14 protein-coding genes and 1 pseudogene are annotated in these 14,299 nt (G+C 63.6%); 6 read left to right on the top strand and 9 right to left on the bottom strand.

What is annotated here, in order from left to right:
* Together CK228_RS05220 and CK228_RS05225 are read left to right on the top strand one after the other, a co-directional pair.
* Positions 1-993 (top strand): hydroxyacid dehydrogenase, encoded by a 993-nt coding sequence (locus CK228_RS05220; RefSeq protein ID WP_179295812.1) that lies wholly within the window; start codon positions 1-3, stop codon positions 991-993.
* Positions 994-1,033: 40 nt separating this feature from the next.
* Complete coding sequence (locus CK228_RS05225) at positions 1,034-1,423, top strand: hypothetical protein (protein WP_095787114.1); 390 nt, start codon at positions 1,034-1,036, stop codon at positions 1,421-1,423.
* Positions 1,424-1,447: 24 nt separating this feature from the next.
* Here CK228_RS05225 and CK228_RS05230 read toward each other — a convergent pair whose 3' ends face one another.
* The gene (locus tag CK228_RS05230) at positions 1,448-2,743 is read right to left on the bottom strand and encodes an amidase (RefSeq protein WP_095787115.1); all 1,296 of its coding nucleotides are present in this window, start codon (positions 2,741-2,743) and stop codon (positions 1,448-1,450) included.
* 115 nt (positions 2,744-2,858) lie between these two features.
* On the opposite strand from CK228_RS05230, the gene CK228_RS05235 reads away from it, so the two are divergent.
* The gene (locus tag CK228_RS05235; RefSeq protein WP_095787116.1) at positions 2,859-3,206 is read left to right on the top strand and encodes a GFA family protein; all 348 of its coding nucleotides are present in this window, start codon (positions 2,859-2,861) and stop codon (positions 3,204-3,206) included.
* A 117-nt stretch (positions 3,207-3,323) separates the two neighbouring features.
* On the opposite strand, the pseudogene CK228_RS05240 reads toward CK228_RS05235, so the two are convergent.
* From CK228_RS05240 to CK228_RS05275, 8 genes and pseudogenes are all read right to left on the bottom strand, one after another.
* Positions 3,324-4,078: pseudogene (locus CK228_RS05240) on the bottom strand (ABC transporter ATP-binding protein); the annotation flags it as partial.
* 116 nt (positions 4,079-4,194) lie between these two features.
* Positions 4,195-4,635 carry a hypothetical protein gene (locus tag CK228_RS05245; protein WP_095772406.1) on the bottom strand — a complete coding sequence of 147 codons (441 nt, stop codon included), beginning with the start codon at positions 4,633-4,635 and terminating at the stop codon, positions 4,195-4,197.
* The gene (locus CK228_RS05250; RefSeq protein ID WP_095787117.1) at positions 4,632-5,720 is read right to left on the bottom strand and encodes an ABC transporter ATP-binding protein; all 1,089 of its coding nucleotides are present in this window, start codon (positions 5,718-5,720) and stop codon (positions 4,632-4,634) included. The genes CK228_RS05245 and CK228_RS05250 overlap by 4 nt, the downstream gene beginning before the upstream one ends.
* 1 nt (position 5,721) lies before the next feature.
* Positions 5,722-6,660 (bottom strand): carbohydrate ABC transporter permease, encoded by a 939-nt coding sequence (locus CK228_RS05255; protein ID WP_095772404.1) that lies wholly within the window; start codon positions 6,658-6,660, stop codon positions 5,722-5,724.
* A gap of 3 nt (positions 6,661-6,663) precedes the next feature.
* Entirely contained in the window at positions 6,664-7,620 is a 957-nt protein-coding gene (locus tag CK228_RS05260) for a sugar ABC transporter permease (protein ID WP_244604648.1), read from the bottom strand.
* A 184-nt stretch (positions 7,621-7,804) separates the two neighbouring features.
* On the bottom strand, positions 7,805-9,238 hold the full coding sequence (locus CK228_RS05265) for an ABC transporter substrate-binding protein (RefSeq protein WP_095787118.1): 1,434 nt from the start codon (positions 9,236-9,238) through the stop codon (positions 7,805-7,807).
* Positions 9,239-9,284: 46 nt separating this feature from the next.
* Positions 9,285-10,397 (bottom strand): ABC transporter ATP-binding protein, encoded by a 1,113-nt coding sequence (locus CK228_RS05270; protein ID WP_095787119.1) that lies wholly within the window; start codon positions 10,395-10,397, stop codon positions 9,285-9,287.
* 440 nt (positions 10,398-10,837) lie between these two features.
* Positions 10,838-11,497 (bottom strand): TetR/AcrR family transcriptional regulator, encoded by a 660-nt coding sequence (locus CK228_RS05275; RefSeq protein ID WP_095787120.1) that lies wholly within the window; start codon positions 11,495-11,497, stop codon positions 10,838-10,840.
* Positions 11,498-11,603: 106 nt separating this feature from the next.
* On the opposite strand from CK228_RS05275, the gene CK228_RS05280 reads away from it, so the two are divergent.
* Genes CK228_RS05280 through CK228_RS05290 form a run of 3 tightly spaced genes read left to right on the top strand, consistent with a single transcriptional unit; the run spans position 11,604 to position 14,099 of the window.
* On the top strand, positions 11,604-12,800 hold the full coding sequence (locus tag CK228_RS05280) for a Tm-1-like ATP-binding domain-containing protein (RefSeq protein WP_095772400.1): 1,197 nt from the start codon (positions 11,604-11,606) through the stop codon (positions 12,798-12,800).
* 11 nt (positions 12,801-12,811) lie between these two features.
* A complete protein-coding gene (locus CK228_RS05285) occupies positions 12,812-13,678 on the top strand; it encodes a phosphoenolpyruvate hydrolase family protein (RefSeq protein ID WP_095787121.1) in 867 nt (288 codons plus the stop codon).
* Positions 13,679-13,682: 4 nt separating this feature from the next.
* Complete coding sequence (locus CK228_RS05290) at positions 13,683-14,099, top strand: cupin domain-containing protein (protein ID WP_095787122.1); 417 nt, start codon at positions 13,683-13,685, stop codon at positions 14,097-14,099.
* Positions 14,100-14,299: the final 200 nt, after the last annotated feature.

Consider the following 14,299-nt stretch of genomic DNA (forward strand, 5'->3'; position numbering starts at 1 on the left):
ATGGCCCAGACCTTGCCGAAGATCCTGTCGACCCATCCGCTGCACCCGCGCGCCTCGGCCAAGCTCGCCGGCGCCGGCCAGCTCGTCATCGCATCGGCCCTCGATCCCGCCACCTTGACCCGGGAGGCCAAGGACGCCGATATCGTCATCGTGCGCGCGCCGCTGCCGCCGGCGCTGTTCGAGGGCGCCTGGAGGCTGAGGGCAGCCATCCGCCATGGCGCCGGGCTCGACATGATCCCTATGGAGGCGGCGACCGCCGCCGGCGTGCTGGTGGCCAATGTGCCGGCGGTCAATGCCCGTTCGGTTGCGGAACACGTCATGTTTGCCGCACTTGCGCTGCTGCGGCAATTCCGCAGGGTCGACCGCGACCTGCGCGCCAAGGGCTGGCTCGCCGGGCGCGAGCATGCCAACGCCAACATCGAGCTCGCCGGCAAGACCATCGGCATTGTCGGCCTCGGCGCCGTCGGCCAGGCCGTCGGCCATATCGCTGCGCACGGTTTTGACCTCAAGGTGGTGGCAACGACGCGCAGCATGCAGCCGGCGCCCGAGAAAGTCGGCTTCCTGTCGATCGACGCGCTGGTCGAGCAAAGCGACATCATCGTGCTCTGCTGTCCGCTGACGCCGGAGACGCGCGGTCTGATCAGCCGCGAGCGCATCGCCCGCATGAAACCCAATGCGCTTTTGATCAACGTTTCGCGTGGGCCGGTCGTCGATGACGACGCCCTGATCGAGGCCCTGCGGGAGCGCCGCATCGGCGGTGCGGCACTCGACGTGTTTTCGACGCAGCCGCTGCCCTCAAATCATCCCTATTTCGGCTTCGACAACGTCATCATCACCCCGCATATGGCAGGCATTACCGAGGAATCGATGATGCGCATGGGCATCGGCGCGGCGGGCGAAGCCTTGCTGGTGCTGGACGGCAAGCTGCCGGTCAATCTGCGCAATCCGGAAGCGGCCGATCACTATCGGCGGCGTTTTCCGCTCGACCTATAGCAATCGCTGTTTCGCCCCAATTCTCCGCGACGGTACGGCCATGTCCGGTCTTCGCCTCGCATTTCTGATTGCCGCAGCCTCGCCCGTCGGCGCCCTGCCGGCGTTCGCCGCGGCTCAGAGCAGCTATGTCTATTGCGACAATGGGTTGCGCTGCTTCAAGGCGCCCTGCCCGTCGAACAGCGCTCTCGACCTTGCCACCGGCAACATCATCAAGGGTGTGTCGATCGACGCCAGCGGATTGCCGCAGGCCGACAAGGCGATAACGGATCAGTCCGACGTGCTTTACAACGGGAAAATCGTCGTCAGGGGTTCGATCCAGCACCGCACCCAGACCATCACCGGCAAGGATTACAGCCTGTCTTGGCTGGTCGCGACACGCATCGTACGCACCGCCAAGGACAGCGAACGCAGGCATTGTTCATCGCCCTGATCCGCAACTGAGATCCACGACCGGTCAGCCGCCCAGCAGCCTCTCCACTTCGGCGGCTATCCGCAGCAGACGCCGGTCATGGCCGTTGCGCGCAACCAGCATCAGCCCAGCCGGTAGCGCCATATCAGGCATCGGCAGCGAGATCGCGCAGAGATCGAACTGGTTGGCGACCTGCGTGTTGCGCAGCAGCAGGCCTTCGACGCGGTCGCGCAGCTCGGCATCCTCGGCCATGGAAACGATGGTCGGCGCCATCACCGGCGTGGCCGGCAGGACCAGCACATCCACCGAGGCCAATCGCTCATCCATGGCAGCGATAAGCGCGGCGCGGCGGCGCAACGCCCTGATATAGACCGGCGCCGGCAGCATCGCCGCCCGCGACAAAGGCCCGCTGACATGCGGATCGACCGGCACCGACGCCCCTGTCGCCAACCAGTCGGCATGCACTTCGGCCCCTTCCATGGCAGCGATCGAGCCCCGCTTGGTGGCGGTCCTGAATTCCGCGATCATGTCGTCGATCACCAGATCGGCCATGCGCGCGCCGGCCTGTTCGATCTTGCCGAGGCAATGCTCGAACGCCGCGGCAACTTCACCTTCGGTGTCGCCAAAAAGAACGCCGCGCGGCACACCGACCCGAAGTCCCGCGAGCGATACGGCCGCCAGTTCGGTCGGCTCCTCACCGGCCATCACCGCGTCCGTGGCGGCACATTGCGCAACGGTTCGGGCAAGCGGCCCGATCGAGTCCAGGGTGCCGGACAGCTGAAAGGCGCCGGTCAGCGGCACCCGCCGTGCCGTCGGCTTGAAACCAACCACACCATTGAGCGCCGCCGGAATGCGGATCGAGCCGCCGGTATCGGATCCGATGGAGATATCGCTTGTCCCCTCGCCGACGGAAACGCCGGCGCCTGAGGACGAACCACCGGGAATGCGGCTGGCATCGACGGCGTTGCCTGGCGTGCCGTAGTGCATGTTGTCGCCGATCGCCGTGAAGGCGAACTCGGTCATGTTGGTCTTGCCGGTGAGGACCGCACCGGCTTGCCGAAGCCGGCTGACGATGGCGGCGTCGCGCGCGGCGGGCGTAGCGGTCTTCCGCATCAGCGAGCCGGCCGTGGTCGCCTCGCCGGCGACATCGAACAGATCCTTGACCGAGACGATCGTGCCGTCGAGCGGTCCGAGCGTCACGCCGGCCCGACTACGGGCGTCGCTGGCATCAGCCGCCGCCCGCGCGGCGTCGACATAGAGCTTGGTGAAGACCTTTTCGTCGGCCGCGCGATTGGCAAGACGTGACAGGATGATTTCGAGACGGTCGCGGATGGATTGCATGTCGATGTCGGACTCCGTCAGGATGCAACGTCTTTAAGGCAGGCAGCCGGTTGGGCCTGCGAAAGGGATGACCCGCCCGCATACCTTTGCACCTGCCAGCGATAGGAAGATACTGATGCTCTACAAAGGCAGCTGTCATTGCGGCAAGATCGCCTTCGAATTCAAGGCGGAACTGACCGGCGCCATCAGGTGCAATTGTTCGATCTGCTCGCGCAAGGGCGCGCTCTTATGCGCCATCCCGCATGAGAGCCTCACGGTCCTGGCCTGGGGCGATGACCTTGGCACCTATACATTCGGCAACCACGCCATGGCGCACCGCTTCTGCCGCGCCTGCGGCATCCACCCTTTCGCGGAGGACGTCCGTGAAGGCGGTGAGCGCAGCGCCTATATCAATCTCAACTGCGTCGCCGATGTCGACCCATCCACCTTGTCGATCTTCGACTTCGACGGACGCTCGGCGTGAAGCGATTCCGGATTGCCTTACCGGTAGCCGGTTGCGTCGGCGGGTTTGCCGGAGTGCGTGATCTTGCTGATCAACGACACGCCCTACGAGACCTACCTGGCGAAGTAACCGGGCGCTCTATCCGGCGTGACGCAGGCTGACACCGCTGCCTTTGTCGAACAGCACCACCTTTTCCGGGTTCCAGGCAAAGCGCACCGGCTGCTCGATGGCGACGTCGGTCCTTGCCGGCACCGTGGCGCGCAGCGTCGTATCGCCGACGCGCAGCGTCAGGATCTTTTCGACGCCATGGTTCTCGACATCATGGACGCGCGCTTCGACCGGCGCGCCGCTCTCGAGATAGACGTCTTCCGGACGGATGCCGAAGACGAGCGGGCGACCGTCGGTCGCCGCACTCGCCTTGGCCCCCCCGCAAAGGGCAGTTCGAAATTCAACGGCGCCATCACCGCGCGGCCGTTCACCAGCTTGCCGTCGATGAGGTTCATCGGCGGCGAGCCGACGAAGCTCGCCACATAGGTGTCGCGCGGATTGTTGTAGATCTCGTGCGGGGTGCCGGTTTGGACGATGCGGCCGTGGTTCAAGACGCCGACCTTGTCGCCCATCGACATCGCCTCGATCTGGTCGTGGGTGACGAACAGGAAGGTGGCGCCGAGTTGTATCTGCAGGTTCTTCAGTTCCGTGCGCAGCGCCTCGCGCAGCTTGGCGTCGAGTGCCGACAGCGGCTCGTCCATCAGGAACACGCGCGGCTTGCGCACGATGGCGCGGCCGATCGAGACCCGCTGCATCTCGCCGCCTGACAGGCGGTCGGTCTTGCGGTCAAGCAGATGCTCGATCCGCAGCGTACGGGCCGCGCGGTCGACGCGGTCCTTGATCTCGGCATCGGGTCCTCCGGTCAAGCCGGAGGATGACGGCGTGAGAGTTGAGAGTGCGACGCACACCGACCGGCGCGGACCGGCGCGAGCGCGACCTGCCGGATCGCGTCAGCTGCTGATCATCGCGCTGTCTTGTTGAGAGCGGTGACGACCAGCGCGAGAATCACCGCCGCGGCGGCGATTTCCCACACGAAAGCCTGCTTGTAGAAAGGCGGCGTGGCGAGCTGCGCCTTGCCGGCGAGAGTGTTGGGGTCCGGTGGATTGAGGAAGAAGACGCCGTAGAGATGCGCCGCCGTGATCGAAACCAGCAGCGCAATGCAGAAGACCAGCGCCACGACCAGCGCTACGGTCACCACACTGCGCACCTTGACGCCCGGCTGGGCCAACGGCAGCAGGTTGTTGATGAGTCCGGCAAGCACCACGAGACCGCTGCCGACCGCGTACAGGCCGATGGAAAAGGGTTGGAAGATCAGCACCAGCGCCATGACGCCGAGGCCAATGATGAAGACCTCGAGGCAGTACGCGCCGGCCCGGCTCATGCCGGAAGAACTGTCGCTCATGACCGCACCGCCTTTCCAGCGCCATCGAAGACATGGGTTTGCCTGGGATCGGGGCGTAGATTCAGCGCCTCGCCGACCTTGACCCGCTGGCTTCTCGTCACCACGACGCGGATGTCGGCGCCTGCCGCCGTGCGGGCATGAATAAGGGTTTCGGCGCCCATGGGCTCGATGAGCTCGGCCCGGGCGGAGATGGTGCCACGGTCCCCCGTATCGGTCGCGGTGAAGGCGCGGGGGCGGACACCGATCGTCACCCTGCCGGGCTGCAGGCGCGCGACCGCCGCGTCCGTGCGGATCGCCAGATTAATGCCGGCCACGGCCATCTCCGCCGTGCCATCGGCGAAGGTCTTGAGGTCGGCCTCGAGAAGATTCATCTGCGGCGTGCCGATGAAGCTCGCCACGAAAGCATTGGCGGGCTTGGCAAAAACCTCGTGCGGTGAGCCGACTTGCTCGATCAGGCCGTCCTTCATGATGGCGATGCGGTCGGCCATGGTGAGCGCTTCGAGCTGGTCATGGGTCACGATCACGGTCGCTTTGGAGAGGCCCTGCAGCACTTCCTTGATCTGGCCACGCATGCTCTGGCGCAGTTCGACATCGAGACGCGACAAGGGCTCGTCGAAGAGGAAGCAATTGGGGTCGCGGACGATAGCGCGGGCCATGGCGGCGCGCTGCTTTTCGCCCTCGGATATCTGGTTCGGCAGCCGGTCGAGAACGTGCTCCAAGTGGAGGATCGCGGCGACGCGGTTGACGCGGGCAGTCCGCTCAGCCCTGGAAATGCCGTCATGATAGAGCGGGAAGGCGATGTTCTCGCCGACCGATGCCGACGGGTAGAGCGCGTAGAACTGGAACACCATGGCGATGTCGCGCTTTTCGGGCGGCAGGTTGTTCATCACCTTGCCGGCGATGACGACCTCGCCGTCAGTGACGCTTTCCAGCCCGGCGATGACGCGCAGGGTCGTCGTCTTGCCACATCCGGACGGGCCGAGAAGGCAGACGACCTCACCGGCGGCCACCGACAGGTCAACGTCCCTGACTGCGGTGAAGGAGCCGAAACGCTTGGTGACTTTGCGGAGTTCGATGGTTGACATCTCAGCGCTTCACGGTGCCGAAGGTAACGCCGCGCAACAGATGGTTTTGCAAGAAGAAGGTGACCAGGAAGACTGGGACGAGGAACAGGGTTTCGATGGCGGCAAGCAAAGTCCAGTCGGTGCCGCGTCCACCCGACGACACGGCCTGGTTCATGGCGACCGGGACCGTTCTCGTGTCGGGCCCCGAGAGCAACAGGGCGAAGAGGAACTCGTTCCAGGTGAGGATCAGGCCGAACACGAACGTGGCGGCGAGCCCGGCAATGACCTGGGGCAGGCAAATCTTGAAGAACACCCGCATTCCGGACGATCCGTCGATGCGGGCGGCATCCTCGACGTCTGGCGACAATTCATCGAAGAAGCTCTTCATCATCCAGATGGTGAAGGCCAGGTTGAAGGCGGTGTAGAGCATGATGATGCCGAGATACGAGCCCGACAGGCCCACTACGCGGAACATCAGGATCACCGGAATGATCACCACAATCGCCGGCAGCATCCGCGTGGTCAGGATGATGAACAGGTAGGTGTCATTGCCTTTCAGCGGATAGCGCGAGAAGCCGAAGGCCGCCAGGGTGCCGATGACCAGCGCCAGCAGCACCGACGCCGAGGCGATGAAGATCGAGTTGAAGAAATAACGGTCGAATCCTGTCGCTTCCGGGGCACCGTCCGGCGTCATCGAGCGGGAAAAGACGGACCCAAAATTTTCGAGCGTGGGCTTGAACACAAAATGGTCCGGAATCAAGCCGAACAGCGACGTGGGCGACAGCGTTGGAGGCACCAGGAGCGCGTCGCCCTGCGGTTTGAAGGCGGTGAATATGATGAACAGCACCGGCAGAAAATAGATAAAGGCGACGATGGCCACGGCGAGCGTCCGCCCCCAGCCGGCCTTGTCTACTCCGCTGGCCCTGCCGAAGCCGAGCTTTCCCAATATCGATTCGGCCACGGGTCAGGCTCCCTTCGTACGGCGGTTTGCGAGGTACAGGTAGAGGTTGGTGAGAACGATCACCATGAACAGCATCAGATAGGAGATCGCCGCGCCCTCACTCGTCTTGTTCTGCTCGTTGGCGATGCGGATCAAGTGATAGGAGATCGTCAGTGTGTCGTTGCCGCCCTTGGTGAGGAGGATGACGAGATCCGCCAGCTTGAATGCCTCGATGGTGCGGAAGAGAAGGGCCAACATCAGAAGGCCGCGGATGTAGGGGAAGGTGATCATCCAGAATTGCCGCCAGCTGGAAATACGGTCGATGGCAGCGGCCTCGTAAAGGTATTTCGGCACCGAGACGAGGCCCGCCAGCACAAGGAGCATGACGAAGGGCGACCACATCCATGCGTCGGCGAAAACGATTCCCGCCACGGCACCGACTTTGTTGCTCATCAGGATGAACTGGTTGCCGGAGATGGAATTGATGACGTAGCTGAGAATCCCGAATGTCGGGTCATAGTAGTAGGTGAAGAACACGCCAGAGGCGACAACCGAAAGCATCATCGGTGTCAGCACCAGGATCAACAAATACTTGCGCAGCGGAAATTGCTTGGCGAACAGGATGGCCAGCAGAAAGCCGACGATCATCTGCGCGGAGACGGTGAACACGACGAACATGGCGGTATTGATCAGCGCGCCCCAAGTCGCGTGAGCAGCGAGATCGTTGGTAAGGATCCGGACGTAGTTCCCGAGTCCGACGAAGCGGATCGTCTGCTGGTTTGCCTGGTAGGCGAAGAACGAAAGGCCCAGCGACCACAGCAGGGGGAAGATATTCATCACAAACAGAACGGCGATTGCCGGAGCGACCAGCAGGGCGCCGAAGTAGTGGCGGCGATACGCGTTGACGGTAAATGCGGCCGCGACCAACGCCGCCGCGGCGCCCACCACCCAGAAGGAGACAGCCGCCGGCAAGCCCGCCATTGATATGGCCGACACGACGACAGCGACAGCGATGGCGAGTTTCCAGTTGTGGGCAACAACCGCGGTAAGGCGTGGTGTCAGCAGCGTGCTTGAAACAGCGGTCATGGGAGTCCGAAATATGGAGCGCCTGGCGTGGCAATGATGGGGAGCGGCTTTGCCCGCTCCCCGCAGCTTTGTCGGAAGGTTACTGGATAAGGCCAGCGTTCTTCAGGAGGTCCTCCTGGAACTTGGCGATGTTATCCAGGGTGGTCTTGGCGTCCTGCTTGCCAGTGATGGCTAGGTCGTACTGGTCCTGCTGCTGGGTGAGCAGTTCGAAGAACTGCGGCACGTGCCACATGTCCTTCTGCCAGTCGAGCGAGTTCGCCCAGGCGCGGTCCCACGGACGATAGGTCGCGTATTTCGGATCGCTGTAGACCGACTTGATCGCGGACTGGCCGCCGGCGGCGGCGAACTGGTGCTGGATATCGGGCGAGAGCCACCACTTCACGAAGCCCACCGCTTCCTTGATTTGCTCAGGCGTCGTCCAGGTGGTGAGGACAAAAGGCTGTCCGCCGATCTGTGACGTACGATTCACCTTTCCGTCGGGGCCGCGCAGGCCTGGCGCCAATCCGAACACCAGCTTGTCGGCAACCTTCGACGTCTTGGGATCGAGCGAGGCTTCGCCGAGACCGATCCAGTCGATGTTCATGGCCACCTTGCCTTCACGGAACAACTGGTCCGAGACGAAGATGTCCATGGTGCCCGTCTTGACCACCGGCGGCATGTACTTCAGCAATTTGAGGAAATGCTCCATGCCCTCGATGGACTTCGGGGAGTTTACGACGCCTTCGGCATGTCCGGTCGGGGCCTTGGTTTCATCCCAGATGCCGCCGCCATGCTGCCAGACGAACGTGTGGACCGAGCTCGTCGAGAAGTCGTAGCCTTTGCCTGCCTGATAGGCGATGCCGTAGAAATCGTCATCCAGCACCTGGCCGGCGAGCTTGTCGCCCTTCTTGCGCTGGAAGAATTCGCCAACATGCTCGAACGTGTTCCAGTCCATGGCGTCGATTTCTTCGCCGGTGCAGGGCAGCTTCTCATTGTACTTCGCCTTGAAGGCGGCCTGCTCGTCGTCGTTGCAGAGCACGTCCTTGCGGCCGTAGGTGACCAGCACGTCCGGGAACTGCGGGAAGCCGTAGTAGTTCGGCGTGCTGTTGGGATAGGTCGAGTAGGCGTTGAGCACGGCGGGATGCATCGACTCCATCGCCGCCTTGAGTTCCGGGTCGGCATCGATGAGATCGTTGATCTTGCGGAAGTAGCCGCCTTCAACGAAGGCGCCCAACCACTGCGAGTCCGAAACGATGAAGTTGTACTTCTTTTCGCCCGAGGTCAACGAGGCGTTGACGCGGGTGTAGAAATCCGGCCACGGAATGAAGTCGACATCGAGCTTCACGGTATTGCCAGACTTGGGCTTGTACTGCTCGTCGAAGAACTTCTTCATAATGCGGGTCGGGGGCCAATCCGGCACCGCCATCGTCAACGTCACTTCTTCGGCAGAGGCATAGGTCACGCCTCCCACCAGTAGCGTGGCAGCGAAGCTTGCGGCTGTCGCTAGCCCTTTCACTTTGGTCATCGCCGTCATTCGCGTTTCCTCCCTTGGTTAACCGGATTGCTTCTCGCCGTTGGCGTCAGGTCATTGCCTGGCCGCTCACGGCGCGGAAGACGTGGATTTTCCTGTTATCGATGGCGATCGATGCCGAATCGCCGGTCCTGATGCTGGCGGCGATCGCTTCCGGCAGCACCATGCGCAACATCTCGCCGCCGGCCTCGACCGAGACGATCGTGATGTCGCCGAGCGGTTCGACCAGATGCACCTTCGAGGCAACCCCGGCTTCGCCCTTGGCGGCGAGCCGAATGTCGCTCGGGCGAATGCCGATCAGCGCGGCCTCGCCGGCATCGGCAGTCTTTGGCGCCGTCGCCGGAACCAGAGTTCCGAGCGGCGTGTCGAAAGACCTGGTGTCGGCGCGCACCGAGGCCGTGAACAGATTCATGTGCGGCGAGCCGATCTTGCTGGCGACATAGGTATGGATCGGGTGCTCGTAAAGCTCGTCCGGCGTGCCGATCTGGACGATGCCGCCATCGCGCATGACGGCGATCGTCTCGCCCATCGAAAGAGCCTCGAGCTCGTCGGGCGTGGCATAGATCACGGTCATCCCGAACTGGCGGTGCAGCCGCTTCAGCTCGGCGCGCGTCTCGTGCCGAAGCTTGGCGTCGAGATTGGTGAGCGGCTCATCGAGGAGAAGAATCTTTGGCCGGCGGATCAGGGAGCGGCCGAGCGCGACGCGCTGCTGCTCTCCGCCGGACAGGGTTGCCGGCTTGGCCTTCAGGCGGTGTGTCAGCTTCAGGATCTCGGCGGTCTCTTTCACCCGCTTGTCGATCTCGGCGCGCGCGGCTTTCTCCTCGCGCAGCGGATAGGCGAGATTGTCGTAGACCGTGAGGTGGGGGTAAAGCGCGAAAGACTGGAAGACCATCGAGATGCCGCGGCCGGCGATCGGCGCATGGGTCATGTCGCGGCCGCCGATCTCAAGCGTGCCGGAGTCGGCCTGGACGAGGCCGGCGATAGTGCGCAGCGTCGTTGTCTTGCCAACCGAGCTCGGCCCGAAGAGTACGAAGAAGCGGCCTTCGTCGACGGCGAAGCTCAGGTCGTTGATGGCGCGCACGGATCCATAGGCTTTGCTGAGCCCATCGAGGCGCAGCGCAATCCCCTTGCCGGCACTGGCGCGAGGCGACGTCTGCGTCACGATGCGCCACCTCGTGCGGACGGAACACGCGCCATCCGTGTGATCCTCCTCGCCCTGCCGAAATGGACTGCGGCTGTCATTCCCGATCCGCCTTTTCTTTCCTAATCTGGTATTACCAATTTAAGATGCTCGTCAAGCGCTTTCTTAAAATTTGCCGTCACCAAAATAAGCTGAACACGTCCGCTATATGCGGGTATTTCCTTCATTTTTGGCAATTCTCCACCTTCATCCCGTTCGCAAAACGCCAATCCCCAAAATCACTGAAATCGCCGACCTTCAAATCTGGTCGAACCAGATTCGCTCCGAGCTACCGCGGCGACCGCCCCGGATTGCCCTCGACGCCCCCCCCAATCCGGTCCGCGTCGGGAGAAGTCTCATATCCTGCATCCGCCTTCGTCCAGCCCTCCTCCATGCCCAACTCACGCCGCCACCACCACTGGTCAGGATGGCGTCCGGAGTCGCGCCTGGCGCACCAGCGCTGAGGCCGCCCACCGGGCGACGGCCAGGGTCTTGCCGCTGTCCAGGCCCCAGATGTCCTTCAGCACAATCAGCAGTTCGACGCCGAAAATCAGCGACAGCGCCTGCGCCAGGCGCTCGAATTCGCGCGGCGGCAGCTCGCCCCTCAGTGGCGCAAGCGCATCCTCCAGCAGGTCCATGCGATGGCCACGGGTGAAGGGTGGCTCGCCGCCCAGCGTGCCGGCCTGGCGCCGCGCCCATTGATCGAGCGACAGCTTCAATGCCGCCTTGAATGTGGCTTCGAAGGCCTCGATGCGCGGCATGGCGGTGTCGAACAATTCGATGACCCGGCGCTCGGCATCGGCGGAGGTCGATTGCCAGGTGAGGATTGGCCCCAGCCCCTCGTCGACGACGGCCTGCACCAGTGCGGCCTGGCTCGGAAAATAACGATAGGCGGTGGCGCGGGAAACCTCGGCCGCCTCCGCAACCTCGCTGACCGACGGCGTGACGCCCGCCTGCATCAGTCTTGTCGCTGTCTCCAGCATCAGCCGTTTCGTACGCGCGCGCGGTCCTCGCTCCAGCGCTGGGCCGCTTCCCCGCTCGGCGTCGTCGCTCGCCGTGGATTGTTGACGTGAGACATCCATATCAATACGATACGCGCGTCTCAAAAATTTGCAATGACCTTCGCATCGTCGAACGGCCGGGCAATGAGCGGCAGACGCATCGCGCCTGCCTGGATTGGGGAACGCAATGAAGCGCATCTATGTGGTGGGCACCGCCGACACCAAGGGCGAGGAACTCGCCTTCCTGGCCGATGCGATCGCTGCAACGGGTGCCGCCGTTTCCCGCGTCGATGTCGGAACGCGCGACGCAACAATACCCGTCGACATCAGCGCGAACGACATTGCCGGCCACCACCCCGGCGGCAGTGACGCCGTGCTCGGCGGCGATGATCGTGGCGCCGCGGTAGCCAGCATGGGCGTCGCCTTCACCCGCTTCGTCCAGTCGCGAAACGACATCGCCGCCATGATCGGCATTGGCGGCGGCGGCGGCACGTCGATCATCACAGCGGGCATGCGCGCGCTGCCGCTCGGCCTGCCGAAAATCATGGTCTCGACGCTCGCCTCGGGCGACACGGCTCCCTATGTCGATGTCTCCGACATCATCATGATGCCGTCGGTGACCGACATGGCCGGGCTGAACCGGCTCTCCCGCGTCGTGCTGCACAATGCCGCCCAGGCGATAGCGGGCATGGCGGCAAGGCCGGCGCCGCCGCCGGACGGCAAGCCGTCGATCGGGTTGACCATGTTCGGCGTCACCACGCCTTGCGTCACCGCCATCGCCGACCAGCTTCGCACCGCGTATGACTGCATGGTCTTCCACGCCACCGGCACCGGCGGCCGCAGCATGGAAAAGCTGGCCGACAGCGGCCTGCTGTCCGGTGTCATCGACATCACCACGACAGAGGTCTGCGACCTGTTGTCCGGCGGCGTCTTGCCGGCGACGGAAGACCGCTTCGGCGCGATCGCCCGCACCGGCCTGCCCTATGTCGGCTCGGTCGGCGCGCTCGACATGGTCAATTTCTGGGCGCCCTCGACCATTCCGGAACGCTATCGCGGACGGCTGTTCTACGAGCACAATCCCAACGTCACGCTGATGCGCACCACTGCCGACGAGTGTCGCAAGATCGGCGAGTGGATCGGCGGCAGGCTCGCCCTTTGCGAGGGGCCGGTGCATTTTCTCATTCCGGAGAAGGGCGTCTCGGCGCTGGACATCAAGGGGGGCGCCTTCTTCGATCCGCAGGCCGACGCCGTGCTGTTCAAAGCCATCGAGCGCACCATCAAGCCGAATGCCAATCGCCGCGTCACGCGCTCGCCGCTGCACATCAACGACCCCGAATTCGCCAAGACCGCGGTCGCGGCTTTTCTCGACATCGCCAGGCACTGAGGTTCAAAAACATGCCCGCAATACCGCGCAAGGACATACTGAAGAAATTCAGGGGAATGATCGACAAAGGTGTGCCGATCGTCGGCGGTGGCGCCGGCACCGGCCTGTCGGCCAAGGCCGAGGAGGCCGGCGGTATCGACCTGATCATCATCTACAATTCCGGCCGCTACCGCATGGCCGGGCGCGGCTCGGCCGCCGGCCTGCTCGCCTATGGCAATGCCAATGAGATCGTCAAGGAAATGGCCTATGAGGTGCTGCCGGTGGTCAGGCACACGCCGGTGCTGGCCGGCGTCAACGGCACCGACCCGTTCGTCATCATGCCGCTGCTTCTGGCCGAGCTGAAGACGGTGGGCTTTTCCGGCGTGCAGAATTTCCCCACCATCGGCCTGTTCGACGGTAGCATGCGGCAGAGTTTCGAGGAGACCGGCATGGGCTTCGGGCTCGAGGTCGACATGATCGCCGAGGCGCACAAGCTCGACCTCTTGACCACGCCCTATGTCTTCAACCCGGACGAGGCGCGCGCCATGACCAAGGCCGGGGCCGACATCGTCGTCGCCCATATGGGCGTGACGACTGGCGGCTCGATCGGCGCCACCTCGGCCATGTCGCTCGACGATTGCGTCGTCGCGATCGACGCCATCGCCGACGCCGCCCGCTCGGTACGCAAGGACGTCATCCTGCTTTGCCACGGCGGGCCGATCTCCATGCCGGACGATGCCCGCTACATCCTCGACCGCTGCAAAGGCCTGCATGGTTTCTATGGCGCGAGTTCCATGGAGAGGCTGCCGGCGGAAGCGGCGATTGCCCGGCAGACAGCCGATTTCAAGGCGGTGACGCTTGGCGGCGACAAAACGACCGCGAAGAAAAAGAAGGGATGAGATCATGACCGACAAGAGCAAGGTGTTTGTCTATCCGAAGGACGTCGGCGCCTTCGGCTTCGATTGGGGCCGATTGGCCCTGACGGTCGCTCCGGAAGTGAATGGCGCTGAGCGCTTTTCCGGCGGCGTCGTCGATCTCCCCTCCGGCAAGGGCCACACCCGCCACAACCATCCGGGCGCCGAGGAAATCATCTTCGTCATCTCCGGCCATGGCGAGCAGATGGTCGAGGACGAGAAGGGCAATCCGCTGGTCGCGAAGGTCGGCCCCGGCTGCACCATCTATGTGCCGGAGAGCCGTTTCCATTCGACGCTGAATACGGGCGACGGGCCGATGCAGCTGTTCGTTGTTTACTCGCCGGCTGGGCCGGAACTGGTGTTGCGCGAACTGCCGGATTTCCGGCTGATTCCCGTGGGGCAGTGATAAAGTTTTATAGGGCGGCGCCGCCCCTCATTGTCCTGCCGGACATTTCTCCCCGTAGAACGGGGAGAAAGACGCTGTCATCGACGATTGGCCAGTCGCCAGAACTGCTCCCTTCTCCCCGTTCTACGGGAAGAAGGTGCCGGCAGGCGGATGAGGGGCGCCGGCCTTGGTCTTAAAAGGTCCCACCCCTGTTCCACCCC

This window comes from Mesorhizobium sp. WSM4312 (assembly GCF_002294875.1).
Classification (GTDB): Bacteria; Pseudomonadota; Alphaproteobacteria; order Rhizobiales; family Rhizobiaceae; genus Mesorhizobium.

Coding starts and splice junctions, on each gene's coding strand:
- CK228_RS05220 (WP_179295812.1), top strand. CDS start 1: ATGGCCCAGACCTTGCCGAAGATCCTGTCGACCCATCCGCTGCACCCG.
- CK228_RS05225 (WP_095787114.1), top strand. CDS start 1,034: ATGTCCGGTCTTCGCCTCGCATTTCTGATTGCCGCAGCCTCGCCCGTC.
- CK228_RS05230 (WP_095787115.1), bottom strand. CDS start 2,743: ATGCAATCCATCCGCGACCGTCTCGAAATCATCCTGTCACGTCTTGCC.
- CK228_RS05235 (WP_095787116.1), top strand. CDS start 2,859: ATGCTCTACAAAGGCAGCTGTCATTGCGGCAAGATCGCCTTCGAATTC.
- CK228_RS05245 (WP_095772406.1), bottom strand. CDS start 4,635: ATGAGCGACAGTTCTTCCGGCATGAGCCGGGCCGGCGCGTACTGCCTC.
- CK228_RS05250 (WP_095787117.1), bottom strand. CDS start 5,720: ATGTCAACCATCGAACTCCGCAAAGTCACCAAGCGTTTCGGCTCCTTC.
- CK228_RS05260 (WP_244604648.1), bottom strand. CDS start 7,620: ATGGCGGGCTTGCCGGCGGCTGTCTCCTTCTGGGTGGTGGGCGCCGCG.
- CK228_RS05265 (WP_095787118.1), bottom strand. CDS start 9,238: ATGACGGCGATGACCAAAGTGAAAGGGCTAGCGACAGCCGCAAGCTTC.
- CK228_RS05275 (WP_095787120.1), bottom strand. CDS start 11,497: ATGGATGTCTCACGTCAACAATCCACGGCGAGCGACGACGCCGAGCGG.
- CK228_RS05280 (WP_095772400.1), top strand. CDS start 11,604: ATGAAGCGCATCTATGTGGTGGGCACCGCCGACACCAAGGGCGAGGAA.
- CK228_RS05285 (WP_095787121.1), top strand. CDS start 12,812: ATGCCCGCAATACCGCGCAAGGACATACTGAAGAAATTCAGGGGAATG.
- CK228_RS05290 (WP_095787122.1), top strand. CDS start 13,683: ATGACCGACAAGAGCAAGGTGTTTGTCTATCCGAAGGACGTCGGCGCC.